The 24,307-nt window shown below is 32.4% G+C and carries 15 protein-coding genes, 1 pseudogene and 2 CRISPR repeat arrays; of the genes and pseudogenes, 1 reads left to right on the top strand and 15 read right to left on the bottom strand.

Annotation, left to right across the window (positions count from 1 at the left end):
• Position 1: 1 nt before the first annotated feature.
• The 8 genes from cmr1 to ACFHWD_RS09975 all read right to left on the bottom strand — a co-directional run bounded on the left by cmr1 (position 2) and on the right by ACFHWD_RS09975 (position 12,972).
• Complete coding sequence (gene cmr1 / locus ACFHWD_RS10010; RefSeq protein ID WP_378061684.1) at positions 2-1,183, bottom strand: type III-B CRISPR module RAMP protein Cmr1; 1,182 nt, start codon at positions 1,181-1,183, stop codon at positions 2-4.
• 353 nt (positions 1,184-1,536) lie between these two features.
• Complete coding sequence (locus ACFHWD_RS10005; protein ID WP_378061682.1) at positions 1,537-2,493, bottom strand: hypothetical protein; 957 nt, start codon at positions 2,491-2,493, stop codon at positions 1,537-1,539.
• Complete coding sequence (locus ACFHWD_RS10000) at positions 2,490-3,269, bottom strand: DEAD/DEAH box helicase (protein WP_378061680.1); 780 nt, start codon at positions 3,267-3,269, stop codon at positions 2,490-2,492. The genes ACFHWD_RS10005 and ACFHWD_RS10000 overlap by 4 nt, the downstream gene beginning before the upstream one ends.
• A complete protein-coding gene (locus ACFHWD_RS09995) occupies positions 3,226-4,545 on the bottom strand; it encodes a DEAD/DEAH box helicase (protein ID WP_378061678.1) in 1,320 nt (439 codons plus the stop codon). Before ACFHWD_RS09995 ends, ACFHWD_RS10000 begins: the two co-directional genes overlap by 44 nt.
• A 561-nt stretch (positions 4,546-5,106) precedes the next feature.
• On the bottom strand, positions 5,107-5,844 hold the full coding sequence (cas6, locus tag ACFHWD_RS09990; protein WP_378061676.1) for a CRISPR-associated endoribonuclease Cas6: 738 nt from the start codon (positions 5,842-5,844) through the stop codon (positions 5,107-5,109).
• A gap of 275 nt (positions 5,845-6,119) precedes the next feature.
• Positions 6,120-7,334: a hypothetical protein gene (locus ACFHWD_RS09985; protein ID WP_378061674.1), complete on the bottom strand. Its 1,215-nt coding sequence runs from the start codon at positions 7,332-7,334 to the stop codon at positions 6,120-6,122.
• A 19-nt stretch (positions 7,335-7,353) separates the two neighbouring features.
• A CRISPR array of direct repeats spans positions 7,354-10,509; the repeat unit is 30 nt; unit sequence ATTTCAATTCCTCATAGGTAATCTAAAAAC.
• Positions 10,510-10,899: 390 nt separating this feature from the next.
• Entirely contained in the window at positions 10,900-12,258 is a 1,359-nt protein-coding gene (locus ACFHWD_RS09980; RefSeq protein WP_378061672.1) for an APC family permease, read from the bottom strand.
• Between the two features lie 15 nt (positions 12,259-12,273).
• Positions 12,274-12,972: a cysteine hydrolase family protein gene (locus ACFHWD_RS09975; protein WP_378061670.1), complete on the bottom strand. Its 699-nt coding sequence runs from the start codon at positions 12,970-12,972 to the stop codon at positions 12,274-12,276.
• 231 nt (positions 12,973-13,203) lie between these two features.
• On the opposite strand from ACFHWD_RS09975, the gene ACFHWD_RS09970 reads away from it, so the two are divergent.
• Positions 13,204-13,335, top strand: coding sequence for a CPC_1213 family protein (locus tag ACFHWD_RS09970; RefSeq protein WP_378061668.1), 132 nt, complete (start codon positions 13,204-13,206; stop codon positions 13,333-13,335).
• Between the two features lie 416 nt (positions 13,336-13,751).
• Here the strand turns inward: ACFHWD_RS09970 and ACFHWD_RS09965 are convergent.
• The 7 genes and pseudogenes from ACFHWD_RS09965 to ACFHWD_RS09935 form a co-directional block, all read right to left on the bottom strand.
• A pseudogene (locus ACFHWD_RS09965) lies at positions 13,752-14,614 on the bottom strand (transposase).
• 292 nt (positions 14,615-14,906) lie between these two features.
• Entirely contained in the window at positions 14,907-15,458 is a 552-nt protein-coding gene (locus ACFHWD_RS09960; protein ID WP_378061666.1) for a flavoprotein, read from the bottom strand.
• A gap of 275 nt (positions 15,459-15,733) precedes the next feature.
• Entirely contained in the window at positions 15,734-15,874 is a 141-nt protein-coding gene (locus ACFHWD_RS09955; protein ID WP_378061664.1) for a hypothetical protein, read from the bottom strand.
• Positions 15,875-16,012: 138 nt separating this feature from the next.
• Positions 16,013-16,192 carry a transposase gene (locus ACFHWD_RS09950; protein WP_378061662.1) on the bottom strand — a complete coding sequence of 60 codons (180 nt, stop codon included), beginning with the start codon at positions 16,190-16,192 and terminating at the stop codon, positions 16,013-16,015.
• A gap of 106 nt (positions 16,193-16,298) precedes the next feature.
• A CRISPR array of direct repeats spans positions 16,299-19,655; the repeat unit is 30 nt; unit sequence GTTTCAATTCCTTATAGGTATCCTAAAATC.
• A 1,246-nt stretch (positions 19,656-20,901) separates the two neighbouring features.
• Positions 20,902-21,891 carry an ornithine cyclodeaminase family protein gene (locus ACFHWD_RS09945; RefSeq protein ID WP_150356318.1) on the bottom strand — a complete coding sequence of 330 codons (990 nt, stop codon included), beginning with the start codon at positions 21,889-21,891 and terminating at the stop codon, positions 20,902-20,904.
• 137 nt (positions 21,892-22,028) lie between these two features.
• Positions 22,029-22,826, bottom strand: coding sequence for a TrmB family transcriptional regulator (locus ACFHWD_RS09940; RefSeq protein ID WP_190972172.1), 798 nt, complete (start codon positions 22,824-22,826; stop codon positions 22,029-22,031).
• Between the two features lie 211 nt (positions 22,827-23,037).
• Positions 23,038-24,264 carry an EAL and HDOD domain-containing protein gene (locus ACFHWD_RS09935; protein WP_150356320.1) on the bottom strand — a complete coding sequence of 409 codons (1,227 nt, stop codon included), beginning with the start codon at positions 24,262-24,264 and terminating at the stop codon, positions 23,038-23,040.
• Between the last annotated feature and the right edge of the window lie 43 nt (positions 24,265-24,307).

Genomic DNA, 24,307 nt, shown 5'->3' with positions numbered 1-24,307 from the left:
TTCACACCTTCTTCAAGTACTTTTCAAGCAATTCTTGCCCATATAAACTACTATATATATTGACATTCAAATTCTTATTATAATTATCGATAAATAGATTATCTTTCAAACTCTTGCCATCTTTAAGTTTACTTTTAATTTCAGATACTAGTTTTTTAATTTCATTACTTCCGTAATATCCCCAAATTCTAACTTCTACTGTTTTTTTATCTATTTTGTATCCATGAGATACAAATATTTTAGAACCTTCATACTTACCAAATAATTCATGTCTCAATCTCTTATCTTCCACTACTCTTCTAATTACGTCCCTAATATGGAATCCTATCGGAATAAAACCATATCTTGTCCAATTTGTCTCCCATTTTTTTAAATTCGAATTATCTTTATCTGTTTTATCTTTATCTTTTTTATTTTTTTCATCTGTATCACCTACCCAAAAATAATTTCCCTTGATTATAGAAGAAATATCTTCCTCAAATTTTAGGTGAATCTTTAAAAAAAAGAAATTTTCTAAAGCAGGAATTTTCCAATTCTCTCTCTTTGAATTTTTCGGACTTTCTTTTTTAACTTTAATATTATATTGTCTATCAGGGTTCTCTGGTATTATTTTTATTATTCCATTTCCTTGAGAAGTTCTGCTGCCTAATGCTGCATAATCAGAAATTATTCTTATAGTAAGGTTTAAAAGTTCAATTTCCTCAGTTTTTAATTCTTTTACTGGATAAATTGATAATTTTAAAGTCCCTCCTTTTTTAAACATTTTTCCTTCTAACGATCTTTTTTTAGTAGACTCCTTTCTAGTTTCTATTTGTATTTTTTGTACTTCATCTGCAGTGTTCTCTCCTCTGCGATCATCTACAATCAATTTTATTTTTCCTGCCCAGCCATTGCATCCAAATAATTTACAAACTGGGCATATTTTTTGATCATCTAATGCTTTATCTTCATCCATATTTTCTGATAAATCTTTCAAAAATTCTCTTTCCTTTAACTCACATTTCTTAGAAGATTCATTATCACATACTCTTTTTCCAAGACTTCTGCATATAATTTCGTACCACCATCTTATACTTCCCAGTATACTGCTTGCTTTTATTTTCGTCGTTTTCCCAAAAGCGTTGCCTGTCCATATAGGAGTAAGAGATTCTAAATTTGCTGTGATTAATGCTTCTTTATCCATAATTCACCCCCGAAATATCTTTGCATTTAAGATATGAGCTTTTAAAACTTTTCCTGTTTATATTCTCCAAATTAATGCTTTTTAACGATATAAAAAATTCAAATTCAAGCTTATTTTCCATATTTTTATTTTATTATCCTTTCTATTCCATTATCATAAGAACTTCTACAAAAAATATATAAATCCTCCCAAATAATTAAAAAGGAGGAAAATCTTTCAGTTTTGTTTAAATTAATGTAAAAAATTTCGACACTTCTTATAAAAATAAATCTAAAAACTCATTTAAGCAGACAACTTTTCAAAATAAGTATTTTTGTTTTACGAGCCTGCTGAAGGCTGCAAAAAATCAACCTTCATAATATCTGCCAGTTTCCAGTTATTTTATTAAAGTAACACTCTCCGAGCTTATTCTTCAATTTATTTCTGTAAATCAATTTATACTTGAAATATATGACCGGAACTGCGTAGACCACAGCATTTTGAAAAATAACCTCTAATTTTACATTATACCTATCTTTGATTTCATTAATCTGTCTGCTTTTTTCAGAATCATATAGATCTATTTTATGCTTATATTCATCTATCTTTTCCTGACTTAGGTTTTTTCTTCTCATTCTCTTTTCAGCTTCTGACTTCAACGATTCATAGTATTCATTAATTCTTTTTATTTCCCGATCCTTAACCGGCGTATTTCTGAAATCATCCATTTTCGAACTTCCGATAATTTTTATCTGTTCTACTGCTTTTTTTAAACCTGCCAAAAAATCCACATTACAATTTGCAGGATAATCATATTGCGGTTTTATATCATAAAATACACTGTTTAAGATTTCAGGAAGATCGTTGGAAACACATAATGTGCTCATATCAATTACTGTATTTTCAAAATTTTCTATTATATTATCAGAAATATAATCCACTTTAAAATCATACTTTGTAAAATAATTTATAATTTTACTCTGCTTCGTAATTTCCAGATCATATATGTCCCCATTCAAAAAATGTTTTATCTTTTTTTCGGGTTCTGTTACATTTAGATTATCAACACAAACATATCTTATGCCTGCATTAAAATGTTTAAAACTAAGATTTATAATTTTATCCAGAATAAAACTGCCAAAAGTAACAAATTCATAATCCAAATTTTCGAGATAAACTTCATAATCAAAACACAGTTTCAATTCAGTTTTGCCAAATATATCCCCGTATTCATAAGGTACAACAACATATATAAGAGAATATTCAATTTCTTCAACAAGTGCACCCATTGTATTAAAAAATTTTGTGACAAATGCCTGCAAATCTGTCATTTATTTTCACCGGCTTTAAATAAATTTCCAAATATTTTTTCATCCACATCTTTCACTTTTGTATATTGATTTCTTTTATCCAATAGTTTATCTCCCAATTCACCCATTTTTCTTTCCAGATCGCCTTTATCCTGTGAATTAGCCCATATATCCATCACTGCATCATCAAATCCATTGTCTTCTTCACTTAAATCACCCAATATCATATCAACTTCACCAACTACAAGTTCAAACATATTTATCTTTTTGTCCAGTATATCCAATATATAGGATTCTATAGTATCCTTAGCCGCAAGATTAAAAATATGCACATCTCTTTTTTGCCCTACCCTGTGTATTCTCCCTATTCTCTGTTCTATGGCCATAGGATTCCACGGCAGATCATAGTTTACCATAGCATTGCAGAACTGAAGGTTTCTGCCTTCGCCTCCTGCCTCGGTACTTAAAAGAATCCGGGCTTCCTTCTTAAAATATTCAATTTGATTTTCTTTTTCTTTTCTTGTCATACCTCCATAAAATACAGCGGTCTTATAATCATTTTGTTTTAATAATTTTTCCAGGAATTTTATTGTGGTCTTATATTTTGTAAATACTATAATTTTATCATTGAAACCATTGATTATATTTATAAGCTTTATGTCTTTGGTATTTTCCTCATATTTCATTTTCTCTATATCTTCCGCAATGCCAATGAAATTTTTTACACATTTTCTATTCTCTACGGAAATATTTTCATTGTTCAATAATCTTTTCAGAGTTGGAATAACACAATACACACTGCTGCAGTTCTTCCTGAATTATTTTAAGAGTAAACCTGGACATACCTTTTTCACCTTTATTGTAATTATCACGTACAAATTCACTTATCAAATCATAGAATTTCTTTTCCACTGCAGACAAATTAACTTCTATGGTGTCGGCATATCTTTTAGTAAATTTTATGTCCACGTCGCTTCTTTTATTTCTGACCATTACATCGGATACCAATGCTCTTAATTTCTCGATATTTTTAGGTTCCATCAATTCCCCGGATTTGACAAAATTTTTTTTAAAATCCGAATATGTACTCAATTGACCGGGTTTCAGTAAAGTTATCAAATTATATAATTCCTCAAGATTGTTTTGAATGGGAGTTGCAGTTAAAAGTAATATGGAGTTTTTATCCAGATTATTTACAAAATTCCAGGCAACAGTTTTTCTGTTTTTCAGATGATGTGCCTCATCTACAATTACCATATCATAATGTATTTTCAAAATGCACTCACTATTCCGCTTTCTCTTTGCCAGGTTTATAGAAGAGATAATTTTAGGATAATAAGTCCACGCTTTATCTCCCATATTTTTAAATTCAGGATCGTCACTGGTTATAAAGTCCTGATTGAATTTTCTCTTCAATTCATTGCTCCACTGATTCACAAGGGATGGCGGAACAAGTATCAATATTTTTCTTGCAAATCCCCTTATAATGTATTCCATCATGACAGTACATGCTTCTATGGTTTTTCCGAGCCCGACTTCATCACAAAGAAGTGCCCTGCCTCTGAATTTCTTGAGCACTTCTTTAACTGTTCTAACCTGATAATCAAATAAATTCATATCTCTTATAATACTCTGTGACAAAATACTATCAAAATCAGGAATAACTGCAAAATCCTTTGCAAGTTCATAAATCTGACTCCATTTTTCATCATCAAAATCGAATTTTGACAACTGCACTATTTTCCTGTATGCCTCAGAAGAATTCTTGACACAACTGAATATTTCATCTTTCTTATCAACTTCATTCAAATTTTTCAGTATCAGCTGATTTTCCTCTTCATTATATGAAATAACCGCCCTGCTGTTTTTTATGTCTTTAAAAAATCCCTTGATACCTCTGCCTGTTATTATATTTTCACTTCTGTCAACCTTAAAAGATTTCAACCTGCCCCCGTCAATTCTTATATTGATTTCAGCTCTATCCCGTGGTATTAGTTGTGCCATTATATTATCCATCTCCACTGCACCCATATCAACAAGCTCCTTATTGACTTTACATATAAATTCTTTCATTGCAGTATATCCTCTCCAATTTCGTAATCTCATTTACTTTCTAGTCTATGTCATGCTCCTGTAGCCTCTACACCGATAGCCATCTGACCAGTAAACAGGTTTCCTTCAAATTTATCCTGAAGTCCACACAAAACCTCAGTTTTGACTATACTTTGAAGTCTTAACGATGCTTAAAACAGCTCTTCACTTTCGTTCAGCTTCATGATACATACCTGACAGCTCTTTGCTGCCTTTTTCTCATGCACTCAGTACCAAAAAGTTGTTGACATATACATGTGTAAAATAGCCATTATTTATTTTTATTATATGTCTTAAAGTTACATAATTAAACAGTTCCTTTAAAAATTTTTCAGGTATTTTTAGTTTTCTGAAATCAATATAAAAAATAGCATAATACATTGTAAACTAACAGTTTTTGCTGTCTTCATTTATAAATTAGGTTGGAAAATAAGTCTGCAATGTTTTTCAGGATAATTGCATAAAGCACAAGAAAATCCAGCGTATAATAATTCACTTATACTCTGCTCATAATCTCAAGGAATACATTGTCCGGGAAATAGCTCATTTCTTTATCTCAATGCATCCAAAACCTTGAGAATTTTTTGAGCCGATGCCGGCATTATAAGCTATATCCATAAGTTCCTTTGAACCTTCAATTAAAAATTCTCCATCCCATCCCTTTATAACATAATCCTTATAAATAACTACTCTTTCCTTTAATTTTTTTCTGTTAAGAGGACTTATGGAAAAGTCATCTTTTGTAGGCAGATTGTCATAATAAGCTTCATATTTATGTATTAAATTTTTTCTTATAAGTTCACTAAATTCATGTTCCAGGGGATTATAGTAATAAGTTTTATTTCCCGCATAATTTTTGAAAGTACTGTACATGACTATAGGAGACTTTGTGTAAACTTCTTCTCTCTCAGAAATCCTATTATGTACGGTCTCAATTGAATCCACTTCCACTATATTATTTCCAAACTTAAAATTATCTTTTTCTATAACATTCAATGCTAAATAACTTAAAAACTTATTTTCCAAAGATGAAACAGTAAAATGTGCATTGTCAAAGAAATCTATAATTTTTCTTTCCCTGTTTATTTTAAATTTCCCATATATTTTAGAAAACGTAAACAGTTTATACTTTCTTTTTCCAATCTTATATCCACAATCATGTATAAATTTTTGATAATTTTCATCTCCAAGCCAGTTTAATATAACCGCCTGGAGTATATTATTGTAATGTATAGGCAAACTCAACTTTTCCTTAAATCCTACATTTATATTTAATCTCATACTTTATCAGCTCCAATTTTTAAATCAAATATATAAATTTTCTACAAGAAAATGAATACCCAAAAGTTTAAAATTTTCTTTTGAAATGAGATACATGTTTCATGTATCAATTATATATTTATTATATCTAACTTATAAGCGTCTATCAATTCAAGTACAGCATATTATGCTGAAGATAATCCAATAATGGCAAGTGCTCATTTAAATACATCTATTTTAAGATTCAACTTATAAGCAGGCATAATATTGTCCAGCAAAAGTATGCTATTATCTAATTATTGACTCCATTTTTCCAGTAATATAACTATATTTTTTATTATATCATGTCCTTCTTCTTTGTTTAAATGACTTCCTATCATGCAAAAACTTAAAGTACATACTCCAGAATATGTAGAAACAGCCAGCTGAAATTGTGGAACTTTTCTAAAGCTGCCCGTTAACAGGCAATGCAAAATTGTATTATCCTCAAAATAAAATTGTCGGTCGAGGATGCCAAAATTAGTATAGGAAACTGACTGAACATGATAATGTTTCGAAATTATCCAGTGGACAAAGAAAACAGGCAGTTTGTGATAAATTGACTGCAGCTTCGGAATTGACTGTAAAAATGTCTTTTTGCTCTTCAAATTCATTATTTGATTATGAATTTTTTGAGCAATGATAAAAATATCATCACTGTTTTCAACTGAAATTATCAATCCATATTCCCCTGTCAAATTGGCAATGCGCAGTGATTGAGAAGTTGAAAATTGCCTCAAGTCAGTTGGACATGGGATCGATATCTTTGTCAGTTTTGTTTCTCGTGATAAAGTAATAATATAAGCAGCCATAATTACATCATTAATAGTTAAGCAATATTTCTTAACTCTTTGGTTAATTTTTAAAAATTTATCTTTTGAGATCCCAACATAATCAACAAATTTTTTCAAAATAGGATCTTCATTTGTAAAGGGCATAGTCAAAACGTGATCAGGTAAATCCATCTTTGATCTATATTCTCCATTATTGCCAAGTAATGCCTTTATAATGGATTCACTTGAACGCTGGTTATGAAAATTTGAGGCTAATTCCTTATGATTATAATTATTAGCCAGTAAATAAAGAAATTGTTTAAAGCCTGAACCATCTGTGAATATATGACTCATTACCATGTAAATTATAGACTCCGGTATATTTTTTATAAAAATTTTAAGCTGGGTATCTTTAAGAAAATCAACGGGCTGCTGAAAGAAATCATCATTTTCTCCCAATTGGATGACCACTGTGTGATTTGATTCTGATGAATAAATCCATCGATTTTTCCCAGGCTGGTAATGGCATAAAATTTCGGGAATTTGCACACTTGTAAGTTCGACAGCTTTTTTAAGACGATTCACATTGATTGGTGAGGATAATTTTACTATACAGGAAATAATAGGATACATCTCTTTAAATGCCACCGTATGCAACATATCCATTGGTTCACCTTTATAATAATGCCGTTTTCTCATATAAGTTCCCTTCAAACATTTTATTTTTCCTCATAGGTAATCTAAAAGCAGACTGCTGTGGCTCCTGCAAATGTAGCAAAATAGTATGTTTCAATTCCTCATAGGTAATCTAAAAACAATTATCGTTCATTTGTTTCAATGCAACATTATACAATTTCAATTCCTCATAGGTAATCTAAAAACTTTTACCCCAATCTTTCATACCTGCCACGCTAGACTATTTCAATTCCTCATAGGTAATCTAAAAACCCAGTAGTTTTTCCATCATTGAATACATATGCTGTTTTATTTCAATTCCTCATAGGTAATCTAAAAACAAAGTTGGATGGTTCTAAATTAATTAATACTCTTATATTTCAATTCCTCATAGGTAATCTAAAAACCATGACCTATTTACGAATTGTTGGGGAGATATTGAGGAATTTCAATTCCTCATAGGTAATCTAAAAACGGCTTTAACAGGCCAAAGGATGTGTTTTTTAATGTATTTCAATTCCTCATAGGTAATCTAAAAACTTAGTAATATCCAAAATGAAGGCATTGCGGGTTATAATTTCAATTCCTCATAGGTAATCTAAAAACTCAGGGACCACCTTAAAAAGCTGCATATCATGGCAAATTTCAATTCCTCATAGGTAATCTAAAAACCATTCGAGAATTCTTTGATTTTATCTCCAAAAATAGATTTCAATTCCTCATAGGTAATCTAAAAACGTTTATTCTAGGAGGTATTAAAATTGTACGAATTGAAATTTCAATTCCTCATAGGTAATCTAAAAACTGAAAGAAAACTGGTATAGACAATATGCAGCAGCACAATTTCAATTCCTCATAGGTAATCTAAAAACGTACGGGCATATGAAAGCAGAAGGCGTATGAGAGCGGATTTCAATTCCTCATAGGTAATCTAAAAACACTTAAATATATACCAGTATAAAACAGATGATGGGGGATTTCAATTCCTCATAGGTAATCTAAAAACTTTATTACTTTCCAGAATATCTTCTATGAATTTTCATTTCAATTCCTCATAGGTAATCTAAAAACTATAGAGCTGCTTACATGGAATTGTGGGATGTGATGGATTTCAATTCCTCATAGGTAATCTAAAAACTATTTTTGCCAGAAATCAGGGAAAGCAGATGTGCAATATTTCAATTCCTCATAGGTAATCTAAAAACATAACAGCTCAACAGGCTTCTAGCATAATCAAAAACGATTTCAATTCCTCATAGGTAATCTAAAAACTGAAACCAAGGCTTTTGCTGACAGGGAAAGAGAAAGAAATTTCAATTCCTCATAGGTAATCTAAAAACCCGTTGACAACATATGGACAATGGATGCCTGACATGGATTTCAATTCCTCATAGGTAATCTAAAAACTTATTTTGCAGATGAAGAATGTGAGTTTGAAGAATTATTTCAATTCCTCATAGGTAATCTAAAAACCTAAATTTAGCAGAAAAATCTTGAGCAGGTTCAGAATTTCAATTCCTCATAGGTAATCTAAAAACCTGTCCATTCTTTTTCCACTCTCCATCCATTCTCTGATTTCAATTCCTCATAGGTAATCTAAAAACTATTGTACTTGCCCCTGTGTTGGTATTGGAAGGTTATTTCAATTCCTCATAGGTAATCTAAAAACGCACTGAGAGAAAATATTTTGCAGAGGAAGAATGGGATTTCAATTCCTCATAGGTAATCTAAAAACGGAGAAATATGCACTTACTGTAATAAATGTGGGAGATAGATTTCAATTCCTCATAGGTAATCTAAAAACTGTGAATATCTTACTTGTTCCTTATCCTTTGTAAATAATTTCAATTCCTCATAGGTAATCTAAAAACTTTATTAGAGAAGAAGACAGAGAATATGTTTTTGATGATTTCAATTCCTCATAGGTAATCTAAAAACAAATAAAGACAGATATGTGCGAGGGAGAGTAATTAAATTTCAATTCCTCATAGGTAATCTAAAAACCGGAGAATATTCCTCGCCTGTTTCTGGTTCCATGTGATTTCAATTCCTCATAGGTAATCTAAAAACAACATTCTGCAACATATGTTACCCTATGGCGTGGTAATTTCAATTCCTCATAGGTAATCTAAAAACTTACATGATATAGGCAGAAGAAACAATTCAAACGATAATTTCAATTCCTCATAGGTAATCTAAAAACCCATATCAAAGATGTTAAATCTGCCAAAGTAGATGGATTTCAATTCCTCATAGGTAATCTAAAAACCCCTGCTGCTGTAAAGTACCTGCGAATTCGTTAATGTTATTTCAATTCCTCATAGGTAATCTAAAAACCTACAGAAGAAATAACTGTAATTATGCTTGTGTCCATATTTCAATTCCTCATAGGTAATCTAAAAACTTATAGATGTTTATACCCGTAGGGCTGAAACTCTTAATTTCAATTCCTCATAGGTAATCTAAAAACGTAATGAGTAGTGTTTAATAGTGAAGATGAACAAAAATTTCAATTCCTCATAGGTAATCTAAAAACTTAAATGATTTAATTTGACTTTCAAGCTTCATATTTTATTTCAATTCCTCATAGGTAATCTAAAAACACGACAAAAAGAAGAAGCTTGGAACGCTGCTTATGAATTTCAATTCCTCATAGGTAATCTAAAAACCTATATACCCCCAAAAGGTGGCAATCCTCCAACTAAATTTCAATTCCTCATAGGTAATCTAAAAACGATCTAAAGACATCTAAGTGATCGCTTCAAGTATGAGATTTCAATTCCTCATAGGTAATCTAAAAACTAAAATACTTGAATTGAGGAGGCTAAGGATGAATGAATTTCAATTCCTCATAGGTAATCTAAAAACTTGTATATCAACATCCAAAATATTATTTACCAAAGAATTTCAATTCCTCATAGGTAATCTAAAAACGGTACACAGTACTGAGGTGTCTAAAGCTGAGAGGGAATTTCAATTCCTCATAGGTAATCTAAAAACTTAAATGTATGAAATTTTTAATAAGGGTTATACTTCATTTCAATTCCTCATAGGTAATCTAAAAACAGAATAATAATGTGTTATATATGTCGGATGTAGAGAATTTCAATTCCTCATAGGTAATCTAAAAACAACATCCAAAGTCATTTGACTTAGAACAGAGGTACGAATTTCAATTCCTCATAGGTAATCTAAAAACCAATCAAACAAAGCATACATCAGCTTGTCCAAAATTGCAATATCCAGGAAAATTTCTGGAAGAATTTCAAAAACCAATCCCGGGCCGCAAATTAACTGAAAACATAAAAATTGTCGACCCACGGTAATTTTTACTCTATTCAGGGTCGACAACAAAATCTGCATAAAATTCAAGACCGCAGCAAAGTAATTTTAAATGACACAAAGTCTTTCCTTGAGCGTTTCTCCATAACCCGTATAATAGAAGCTTGAATTGATAGATCCACATAAAAGCCTAAATAACATCATCTTTACAAATCGCATAAAAACAAATCTCAGTTGAATTTTCAATACATTTTATAGGTTCAAAAGCCTGCTGTAAATAAAGGTAATCAATTGACGTCCAATTCTGTCACATTCCTTTAAAAACAGGCGGTACCTTTTTAAATCCCCTGGTACTTAAAGCAAGATACACAGCCCCAACTATAAGCCATATAAAGCCGACCTTCAAGGTCAGGTGAGATAAATGAATCCATAGATAAAAACATATTATAAACCCCAAAGCTGGAATTATCAAGTTACGAAAAATCTTTTTCTCTCTTTTTGTAAAAAAGTAATATACAATAACTGAAAGATTTACACACATGAAGCCGGCAAGGCCGCCAAAATTCATCAATTCTGCAACCGTGGAAATAGGCAGAAGCAATGCACCTACAATACTTATGGAACACATAAGCATGATATTGTAAACAGGCGTGTTGAATTTAGGATGAAGATGGGTAAAAAACTTTTCCGGGAGCACCTGATCACGCCCCATTCCAAACATAAGCCTGGAGGCACTTGACTGCCCTGTGAGTCCCGCTGTTAAAGTAGATATTATAACTGCCACTGTATACAAAGTTGCCATTGCAGGACCACCAGCCTTTTTGGCTATATCAAACAAAGCTGCATCACTTGAGGGAAATGCAGTGACATCTGGCCACATAAGCTGTGCTGCATAAGCTTGCACTATAAAAAGTATTCCACATATAAAGCAGGATAATATAGCTGCTTTCCACATATCCCGTCTGGGATCTATTGCTTCCTCTGAGAGTGTGGTTATGGAGTCAAAACCCAGAAAAGAAAAACAGGCCATTGCAGCACCTGAGATTATAAGTGTAGTGGAAAAATTCTCACTGTCAAAGAAGGGTTTTATAGAAATTAAAGTTCCCTCCCCTGCCCCCTGGGAAACAGCTTTAAAACAGGAAACAATAAACACAATTACTACGATTCCCATAAATAAAACCAGAATATTGTTGGTTTTAGCTGCCAATTCTATGCCCACTATATTTATTGCAGTGATAACAGCCGCAATTATGAGCACCCAGACCCAATATGGGATAGACGACACAAGCGCATTGGCATAGGAAGCTCCCACCATGAAAACAATCAAAGGCACAAGTACATAATCCATAAACATTGCCCAGCCTGAGAAAAATCCGAGATATGGATTTATGGCTCTCTGTGTATAAGAATAAGTGGAGCCTGCCACAGGAAACGCCGCTGCCATTTTACCATAGCTGTAAGCCGAAAACATCATTGCCAGCATGGCAATCAAATACGAAAGAGAGAGCATTCCCTTTGTAGATTCAGCCGCACTTCCATAAATATATGCCGGTGCTATAGGTGTCATAAATGCAATCCCGTAGATAATCAAGTCCTTTAAAGACAGGACACGTTTAAATTGTTGTGAATAATTCTGAGTATCTGATGCAGCAAATTGCTTGTCCATTTTTATCAAACCTTTCTATATATTTTTCAATTGCCTTTCCAAAATCTCTATAATCTCGTCTACGCTGGTCACACTGCAGTAGATCTGGTTCATTATAGTCAGTTCCGCATCATGAAGCTCTTTTGTGGCAGCACAACAGCCGTCTTCGGGAAGTATCACCTCAAAGCCTGCATCTGCAAGGCTCCTTACTGTAGATGCCACGCATTGATCTGTAACAACCCCAGTACATACCACATATTCAATGCCCATGTTTCTCAAAATTCTTTCATAATTGGAGCCATAAAGTACACTGTCAGTGGTTTTTTCAACTACAATCTCATCTTTTAAAGGCTTGAGTTCATCTATAATCTCAGCCCCATAAGTTCCAACAGGAAGAAGTATATTATTCCATCCAGGTCTCCTCTGTACAGGAGATCTGTCCCTTCCATCCCTATGGTAACAGGCTATCCTCCCATAAGTGACTTCCATTTTATTTTTTCTGAAAAAATCCAAAAGTTTTTTATTATTTGGAATAACAGTATTCTCTAAACGATCATAAAAATATTTCCAGCTGTCCCACATTCCTTTCTCTTTGGCAATCCTGGCATCTCCAAAATCCTTTTTTACAAACTGATTCTGCATGTCCACAATAAGAAGTGCAGTCTTTTCTGGATCAGGTTTAACCACATTGCCCTCAGCAGGAACAAATTCATAATACAAAGTTTTATTCTCCATAAATATTCATCCTCCATAATTCTTCACAGTTTTAATAGTTTGATAATTTCACATAATATTGATGTACAACTTTACTTTATTAAAATATAGCAGTTTTTTAAGTACATATCAAGTATCTGCCCCGCACCATAAAATCCCATTTTAAAAGGAATTTATATTATTTCTAATCATTTATACTCCGGTATAAAAACAGAGGCTGAGGAAAACCTATACAAGGGAGGCGATGTATTTATGCATAATAAAATAAAAAACAACAATAAAAAAGAAGATGGTAAATTTAAAAAGAAACATATAAATCATGATCCTCAAGCTGAAAGCTCAAAAGCAAAATCCCGCTCTCAATCGGAAAAACACTTAGATTAACCTCTAAAAATCAATAGTTTAAAATATTAAGAATAATTCCATATTTTATGGATATATTACTAATTGATAAATTCTTTCATTTTATTAGTTCTATAACTCAGTACCTCCAGCTTCTCGATATGCTCCTCCTCATGATAAAAGGGAAGCATATCATTGAGCTGGGGGTTATTTTTATTAACTATACATAATAAAAAATAAAGTCCCGTTTCCGGGGCAATAACTACTGCTTTACTTATGCTGTATTTGAGTAATTGGTCTTGGTGCTACTTTATTGACATAGATCCATCACTATCTAGTTTAGTTTCTTTAGACTTCTCCTAAATGTGTTTCTTACTTCTATCTTTCAAATTTTCATTTAGAACTATAAATGAGAAAAAATAGATACAAATATTTACAGTATATAGTTATGCTATCTTCTAAGCAGCTTTCATGGCTTTTAAAACAGCATCAGGAGAAATACCATTTTGGGCAGACTCGTAGATCCATTGAATGTTGTATTTTCTGAATTGATTTCTACGTAATATGGGCCCTCTGCCAAAAGAATCACCAGCATCTTCGTCTATTGAGCAATAAATATAAGTTAAAGAAGCCAATAATAGTATTCTATCAATAGCTTTAGAGGATCTAACCTGATATTTGTTGATTCCAATATTGTTTTTAGTCTGCCTGAAAAATATCTCTATGGGCCATCTCCTGCTGTAATATTCAAGAATAGTTTGGCTGCTTAATTCCAGGTCAGTGCATAAAAATGCACGGAGTGCCCCTTCCTTTTTAAAGCTGTTCTTTTGCCAGCATAATAAAACCACTGCATTATCAATACCTTTCAGGGCACCTTCATAACGATAAACCCAGTATTGAGAATTGTTTACTGTAACAAGGCAAACATCATTCTTTTCAATATACTGGGTAAATTGTTTGATTTGAATGCCAAACCCTTCCGGATAAATAATGCTATTTGTTTTTAGTCCGCCTATAAGATGATATCCTTTTTTAAAATGAGCATTTATAACTTTCTCATTTGTAAACCATATTGCTTTCCATGCAAATTTGTATTCCATACACCCTGACTTAAGAATTTACCGAAGGTTGTTCTGTGGCAGTTTACAAGACTTGACATAACAATATCTGTTATTTTTCCTCTGTAACCTTTTTGTGTGGAACCTTTTATAAATTCTTCAATATGCTTTAACACCGGTTTAGAGAAGTATAAGAAAAATCCAGGCTTAAATAAGTATTGATTTATTAATGATTTTTCTGTTAATATACTTTTATGAGGCATATTCTTCACTCCTGTTGTTAAAGTTGTTGTAGTAAATAATTTATACAACAAAAAGTGAGTTTTGTCTCTATTTTTTATGAAATCTTTTTACTGTAAATATATGTTATGAAATCTTCTCATTTATAGTTAATTACAGATATTTTCATATCATGAGAATCTCTATATTATCTTATACAAAACTTTTAAATTTTGTATATTATAATACACTTTATAACAAAAATAAGCCTCAGCTTCAATAAATAACCCGAGGCTAAATTTATTGTGCTGGTTGTACTGGATACGCAGGATCTCACTAGCTGTGTTTTGTGCAGGAGTCACAGTAACTAATTACTTCTTCGACTGTTTTAATAATAGCCTCTATGCTCGGAAACATGCTGGGGAATTTGGCCTCTTTATTTTCAACAAATATTACCCCATCTTCTTTAAGTACTTTCACATTTCTTTGTACACTTGGTTTACTGTACATTGTCGGGTTAATATGAGTTGCAAAAATAATAGGCGAATTTGTTGATAATAGATTTGTAGTAAGAAGATTATCTGCTATTCCATTTGCTGCCTTTCCAATGGTATTAGCAGAAGCTGGTGCAACAAGCATTAAATCAGATTTAAACGACAGTGACTGATGATTCATATCATAAGCCTTTGGAAGTTCAAACTGCTCAATCTGGATAGGTGTTCCTGCCTCTCTCTGTACCATAAGTGGTGTAACAAAATTAACTGCGTTTGTCGTCATAACTACATGTACCTGTGCACCACGCTTTCTCAATTCCCTAATTAACGTAATTGATTGGTATGCTGGGCTACATGCCGTGATTCCTAAAGTTATTATTTTTCCTGATAACATATTTACTCCTCCATTTTCATATGATTTTATCTGTACTTATTAAAATTCGAATCAATAATCTTTGTGATCTGGTGAAAGATAACTTATCTCAAAGTTAATAATAACCTCATTTCTAAAAATAGCATTTACTTCTACGAATTAATATTATCATATTTTTTAATATTTATGGCAAAAAATAAAAAAAGCTACTCTAGCTGCTATTTTGCCCTGTATTCTATAATAATCCCCTCCTATTTAAGTAAAATCATATTTGCTGTATTATTCAAGTCTTACATTTAATTTTCCAGTGGTTTAATATCACTAAAGATAAGAAAATTACCCTGCTTAATGCTATCTCCTTCAATTAATATTTTATCTTTGTTTTGGTCAGTTATGTTTTGTTTTTCAGCATCATCTTTGTATCGAAATTTATACATTTTAGTTCCTCCTAATCTAACGTAACAATCGTATAATTATTATAATAGCTTATATCTAATTGCAATCTAAAGTTCCTAGTATTCGAAACATACGACATATCATAATTTTGAGCCCATGTATATATTTCTATTAGCCCCCTAGCATTTACTCCAAAATTTTGTGCTGCTGAAAACCAAGAGTCTGAACCAGTTTCTCAAGGTTTGCTCATTTATTCCTAAATCATTTGCCACACTGTTTACAAATCTACCTTCTTCTACTACAAGCCTTACAGCATCTGCTCTGAATTCTGTATTATACCTCTTACCATTACCTGACATTTCTTATCCCCTCCATATGATTATTATAGCTAACTCATATATGTTCATCAATTCGAATATAGGCCAAATCCGCAATGTTGCAAGTTGTTGTACTTTAGTAATTTGGGGTTCAATTCCTAATAGGTAATCTAAAATGGGTACAACATACTGGGAAGGTGGACCAACATGACTGTTTCAATTCCTCATAGGTATCCTAAAATCCATCCGCAATCAAAGCCGCCTTTAAAATCTCCAATGGTTTCAATTCCTTATAGGTATCCTAAAATCCAGTCACACCATCTGTCATAAAGTGCAACATATTTAAGTTTCAATTCCTTATAGGTATCCTAAAATCTCTTCTCGATTTTATGCTTGCCGATTATTTTGAAGAGTTTCAATTCCTTATAGGTATCCTAAAATCCCTCTAACCTGTTAAGGTCAGACTGCTGTGTATCTTCGTTTCAATTCCTTATAGGTATCCTAAAATCGAATATGAATTCACAGAAAAGCAGGCAGTATATGCCCTGTTTCAATTCCTTATAGGTATCCTAAAATCTTTAGCAAGAAAATATAAAGCCACACCGATTATTGCAAGTTTCAATTCCTTATAGGTATCCTAAAATCAGCCTCTCCAGCTTGCTTTGAGAACATTATTATCATGTTTCAATTCCTTATAGGTATCCTAAAATCTGCCGTATTTGTCAATATCCTTGGAATAAACCCCTAGTTTCAATTCCTTATAGGTATCCTAAAATCGGGACTTACGGTTATTTTTCTAGAGGATACCACTTAGTTTCAATTCCTTATAGGTATCCTAAAATTTTGCTACTGTTGTGAATGGAGCTATAGGAGCATAGTTTCAATTCCTTATAGGTATCCTAAAATCAATACCTTTGGATATCCAGGATAGAAGGTACTTGACTAGTTTCAATTCCTTATAGGTATCCTAAAATCTTAAATACAGGGTAAGCCCCATGCTTGTTGATAAAGCGTTTCAATTCCTTATAGGTATCCTAAAATCTATTTTTTGTATCCTTTAAACCCATATTGTTTTTATGTTTCAATTCCTTATAGGTATCCTAAAATCACAACTACGGATGCATGGGGAGTCGTGTACCAAGATGGTTTCAATTCCTTATAGGTATCCTAAAATCGCTATTTTTGCTTTTCCAATATTCGTCAAAATTGAAGTTTCAATTCCTTATAGGTATCCTAAAATCTCAAAATCATGTCTTAATTCTGGAATCATATCATTGTTTCAATTCCTTATAGGTATCCTAAAATCGCAATAAAAGAGTTGCTACAACCTTTAGAAAAAGACAGTTTCAATTCCTTATAGGTATCCTAAAATCCCAGATCGTTTCCACCTTAACAGGAAGCGATCCCCAGTTTCAATTCCTTATAGGTATCCTAAAATCAGTTAGGCGCGCCATTCCCCTTGCTATATATCCTCTGTTTCAATTCCTTATAGGTATCCTAAAATCCATGATGGAATACTTCCGGACCATGTTTTGTATTTTGAGTTTCAATTCCTTATAGGTATCCTAAAATCTTACAGCCGATAAATGACAAATTAGATAAACATTCAAGTTTCAATTCCTTATAGGTATCCTAAAATCAGATACAAAGGATTTTGAAAAACAAATTTATGCCGAGTTTCAATTCCTTATAGGTATCCTAAAATCGTTATATCGTCAGGATTGTCGGATTTAAACGCATCTGCGTTTCAATTCCTTATAGGTATCCTAAAATCTGGCTTCATATGGCTATGAGAGATTACCATATTAGCGAGTTTCAATTCCTTATAGGTATCCTAAAATCTGTCTTCTCTCTTATATGCTCCTCTATCTATATCCAGTTTCAATTCCTTATAGGTATCCTAAAATCGAAGCCAACTATCAATCATTTGCCATGTATTATCAGGTTTCAATTCCTTATAGGTATCCTAAAATCAGTTGCTACAATTAATGCTAATAAGGATAGAGCCATGTTTCAATTCCTTATAGGTATCCTAAAATCGACTTTAGGAATATAGTAGAGAATCTGATTGAATCGTTTCAATTCCTTATAGGTATCCTAAAATCAAAACGTCTGGCTGTGGCTTCCAATATTTTTTTGGAAGTTTCAATTCCTTATAGGTATCCTAAAATCCCGATTTAGATGCAGATAAAGCACTATATACAGCTGAGTTTCAATTCCTTATAGGTATCCTAAAATCGGTGCTATGCCCAAATATTGTACTAACTGGCTCATATGTTTCAATTCCTTATAGGTATCCTAAAATCAGGGATATAAGATAACAACTTAAATTTATATATTGAGTTTCAATTCCTTATAGGTATCCTAAAATCCTTGATGTTCAATGGAGGATAGTTCCTAATTTCCCTGAGTTTCAATTCCTTATAGGTATCCTAAAATCACCCCGGTGGATTCTTTTTCTCTCTTTAAAATTTTAGGTTTCAATTCCTTATAGGTATCCTAAAATCTTGTTGAATTACCTCTTTTATAGATCGCAATGTTGCAGTTTCAATTCCTTATAGGTATCCTAAAATCATAGTTCAGAATTAAAGGAAATAAAACTAGCTATGCGTTTCAATTCCTTATAGGTATCCTAAAATCATGCTAATGTTCTATATTCTGGATGTTTTGACAAAAGTTTCAATTCCTTATAGGTATCCTAAAATCGTGCTGCTCTTGGCAATTCTCTTCACTTCATCAATGGTTTCAATTCCTTATAGGTATCCTAAAATCTATGAAAGGAATTGATGAAAAATGACTGTGAATACAGAGTTTCAATTCCTTATAGGTATCCTAAAATCAGAAGTTGCTTCAACTGGGGCCCCAGTATCACAGGTGTTTCAATTCCTTATAGGTATCCTAAAATCAATATTAGATTCCAAAACAGAAATATATGAATGGATGTTTCAATTCCTTATAGGTATCCTAAAATCACCTTGTCGGGGGTAACTGTTCCTGTGGCACTAGCTTGTTTCAATTCCTTATAGGTATCCTAAAATCACCTCGCAACCAGTAGCAGCATCCGTTTTAAAGGCATGTTTCAATTCCTTATAGGTATCCTAAAATCATTTGGGTTGCTGTATCTATAATTTGTGGTAGATTATGTTTCAATTCCTTATAGGTATCCTAAAATCTATTTCTTCATCACTTGCAGGAAGTTCCAGCCATGTAGTTTCAATTCCTTATAGGTATCCTAAAATCTACCGTAACAGAACAGGTTATATAGTGTCTGTTCTGTGTTTCAATTCCTTATAGGTATCCTAAAATCTAAAAATTTTGAGTCCAGAGTCAAAGATACTTATGGGTTTCAATTCCTTATAGGTATCCTAAAATCCTCATAGAATTGTACATTCTTTTCATTTTTCATATGTTTCAATTCCTTATAGGTATCCTAAAATCAAATAGAACAATATAGAAGCAAAATTGAATTTATTAAGTTTCAATTCCTTATAGGTATCCTAAAATCCCATCAAGTATAGAATACATCAGCATCTAGAAAAATGCAATATTCAGAAATATTCCTACAAAAGTTTTAAAAATTAATCTCAGGCGGCTAATTAACTATAAATATAAAAATTGTCGACCTCCAGCAACTTTTACTCTATTCAGGGTCGACGACATAAAATTTAATATAATTCTAAAACATTTTTTAAACTAATCCCATGTTAAGGTTCAGCAATTCTATCTTTGTCACTAATGTTCAACATAATACCATTTAAATACATCTCATGTTAAAGTTCAGCATAATATAAAGAAAGAAATGGCTAATGGTAAATCTCATTTAAATACATCTCATGTTAAAGTTCAGCGTCACCGAAGAATTATTCTTTGTACCCTTTATTTTAATTTAAATACATCTCATGTTAAAGTTCAGCTAACATAAAATAGCCATTCTTTATTTTTATTATAGGACTTAAAGTCGCATAAATAAAGCATTTCGGCGAAAGTTTTCCAGCTGTTTTTATTTTTTTAAGAGAAATAAAAACAGGTATCTCAATCCATTCCATTTCAAAACATTGAAACACTTTTAGAGTTTAATTTGGTTGGAAATCATTTTGCAACAAGTGGTTTACTTATAGTAAACTAATCACCACTTAGCTGCATCCAGAGGTACTTCACGCTTGAAGTTGGAGTTTCCTGGAAAGAGAGCAGACTCCACGGAATATTTTTTTACCAACAGTAGTTTCTAGTTTCTCTTATTTTCCAAGTTATCCCTATAGTTTCTACGGTTCCTGTTTTCCTTACTTATGCTGTGGAGTGTAATCTCAGATTCTGGGTCAAAATATCCTCATTGACATTGGAAAATCACATTTGATAAGCCTGGATCCAATATTTTTATAATTTTATAAGCATCTTTTACATCAACCCGTTTCACATTATATTATAGATTGATCACACCAAAAATCAAAAGAAAGAGCGATTCGTCGCACCAGTTATGGAGAGATGGATGGTTTCTCGCCAATTGATGTTAAATATCAAATTTTTTAAAGCTTTTGTGTACATTACATTAACATCAACATCAAGTGATTCTTAGGTTCAGATGGAGTTTACCAATAAAGAATACTTTTCTACACCTGAACCCTATTAACAGTTATTGTCAGTAGCTTTAGTATTTAGAATACGTTATCCCTTAGGGGAAAAACCTATCCGATGACTGCCAGTTTTAAACCTCTCAGTTCTACAACATGAAAAGTTAAGAACTATTACGATATTTACAAATCTACATTTGTGCCGATTTTAGCCTTAACTGCCTTTTCGTAAATTTTATAGGCTGTAACAACATCCATTACGGCAATTCCCACAGTTTCGTATATGGTTATTTCATCTTCGGAAATTCTTCCCTGAATTTTTCCACAGATAACTTCTCCTAGTTCGCCATTTATCTTGCTTTCATCAATAAGCCCTTTTTGAATTGGAATTATAAAGTCGCCGCTTTCAGAAAGAACAGCACTTTTGGAATCCATATAGATTTTATCAGCATTTTGGACTATGTATTCATCAAGCTCCTCCATAACAGGGGTATATGAACCAACTCCATTTATATGAGCACCCTTCTTTACAAGCCTGCCGTTAAAAACAGCTTTTTTAGAAGTAGTTACTGTAGTTATGATGTCTGCATCATTAACGGCATCATCGGAACTCTCTGCAGCAACGATTTTTGTAGAAAAACGGCTTAACTCCCCGCTCATTCTTTCAGCAAAAGCCTCAGCTCTTTCTTTATCAATATCAAAAACCTTTACTATATTAAGATTTCTCACGGTGAGCATTGCCTCAAGCTGGGATGCGGCTTGACCACCAGTTCCAAACAATGCACCATTTTTCGAATCTTTTCTCGACAATATATCAGCTGCCGCACCTGAGGTGGCACCCGTTCTAAGCTGAGTCAGATAAGTACCATCCATTATACATATTACATCGCCGGTTTTGCCATCAAGAAGTATCATCTTAGCTGGTACTGAAGGCAGCCCTTTCTCAATGTTTTTAGGGAAGACCGAAACAATCTTGATGCCGGCGCTGTCAAGGCTCTCCACATAAGCAGGCATAAACAAACTCTGCCCTTCATATTTGGGTATATCAATATTCGTCCTCAAGGGCACTACACTTTTACCCTGTGAAAATATAGACAATGACTCTTTTGCAGCATCAATAGCATCTTTCATGTCAAATACCTTTTTAATATCCTCTTTATTAAGCAATAACATAATTTTAATATCCTCCTATATAAATCAACTTTAAATTTCTCAGCAAACATTATCAGTCCTGAATTTCTCTGCACTCTTCTTTTAAATTGCCCACTTTTTCATTTCTTAACAAAGGACATTAAGCCTGAGTATTCAAACTAAAATATATCCCTTATATTCGATATGCATTGATTCAAGTTACTAAAATCCGATTTTCCCACAGAATCAATCAATTTAAGGCAATAAGCATCATGCCTTACATATTCCTCAACTAAAAATACAAGAGAGCGGTTCTGTGTCCATATGACTTCAGACTCTCCATCGTCAAATATACGGCCGAAAACCACTTCTCTGTCATCGGAAACAAGGGAAATCAACCTTCCACCCAATTCCTCATGTTTTTCCTGTTCAAAGCCATGCTTATACACTAATTTCAAATCCAGTTTATATTTATGATCACTGCTGTACAGTACAGTCAACAGTGGAATATTTTCATCATCAAGTTTTTTCAGTTGATCATACATCTGCGGTACATCTTCCATCCATATCTGAACATATACTTCTTTCTTCGATTTCTTCAAAATATTTCTGCATTTGTTGAATATATTGTCATAGCCATTTATATACCATATGTAATCCATATTGTTGGAACATTCGACCTTTTTCAATTCATTTGACATTTCCAGAAGCAGTGAATCATATTCAAATTTTTTATTATTTATGAACTCGTCCACCGAAATGCAATTATAATAGGTGGGGTTTTTAGATTTTGAAGCCACTATGAATCCATTTTTTACCAGCTTTGAGAGCACATTATATACCCTGGACCTGGATACCGCTGATATCTTGCTTATCTCATAACCCGTAGACGGTCCGTTTTTCAGCAATTCTATGTAAACTTTTGCTTCTACATCCGTTAAATTCATACTTTTCAGCAATTCCAATACTTTATCCACAATCATTCCTTCTCATCACTTAGTAGCACCATTTAATACTACTATATTGTAACGATAAATTTTTGTCAATAAAAAATTTAGAGGATCAAATCCTGTTAAATGAACCTGATCCTCATATTTATCTGTATTTTACAGCGTCTTATATACTTTTTTCTCCTTACAATTACAAAATACGTTAAAAATTTATATCATAAGTAATTTACCGTAATTACTAGATTTCCTGAACAACCTCATCAAGCCATTTAATAGATTCAATATATGCACTGGCCAGATCAACTTTGTCAATACCGAGATGGGATGCCAGCAGCATACTTTTTCCCCATTCTCCCTTCTGATATGCAACAGCTATATCGAGTATTTTACTGTAAAAGTTTGATTTTCTACCTAATAAGGCACATTTTACATCCTGGGGAATCATCAGTTCATCCAATATCTCACGCAGTGGTTTCTGTAAAATAACATCCATAAGAGACATGATCCCTGTTAAATATGCATAAAAGGAATACCTCCGTAATTTGGTCTTTTTAGCCAGAAGCTCTGAAAATTCTGCTCTCAGCAGGGATTCTATCATAACTATCTGCGGTTTGTCATCACATATAGGCTTCATACATATAAAATATAACCACCTTTTTATCTCTTTCTCTCCCAATAAAACTATAGCCTGTTTAATTGAACTAATCTTATTTTCAAAAGAATATTTTGCAGAATTTATCAATTTTAATGTATCATAAGACAGTGAAATATCCTTTTTTATCAAATTTTCAATATTCTCTATGGAAAATTCCTTAGAATTCAACTCCCTTATAAGATTTAAATAGATTACCTTATTCACCGGTATTTTTGCTCCCTTTATTATCTGAGGTTTGCTAAAATAATACCCTTGAAAATAGGAATATCCCAGAGATACTGCTTCATTAAATTCTTTCAACGTTTCAACTTTTTCAGCTATAAATTTTAAATTAGGATTTATATTTTTTGCCGTATTCATTACTTTCTTTCTTTCACTGTCCCTGGTTATAAGAAAATCAATTTTCACAATATCCACGAGTTTAAGAAGTTCAACATAAGTATCATCGAATACAAAATCATCCAGTGCAATCGTAAATCCTTTTTCCTTTAAAACTCTGCAGGAATTTATAACTTCTTCCGTCGGGATTATATTTTCCAGAACTTCTATCACTACATTTTTAGGTGAAATAATAGAAAATAAATCCGATTTCAATATTGTTTTTGTAAAATTGATAAAAGCTTTCTTATTTCCAACAATCTTATCTATTCCAATGTTGACTAAAGTATTCTGCATAACTTTTATAGTAGCTCCATCTCCATCATCCGTGTCATATTGGTTATTACTCTCGTTATCCCTAAATAAAATTTCATATCCAAAAACTTTACCTGACTTATCAAGAATTGGCTGTCTTGCTAAAAAAATATCCATTTTTAATTACCCCCAGTATTAAAAATGCCTTACGGAAACAACT

Source organism: Clostridium sp. MT-14 (assembly GCF_042436595.1).
Lineage (GTDB): Bacteria > Bacillota > Clostridia > Clostridiales > Clostridiaceae > Clostridium_B > Clostridium_B aromativorans.
Note: the sequence above shows the minus strand (reverse complement) of the source record. Positions and strands in the feature narration are given on the sequence as shown.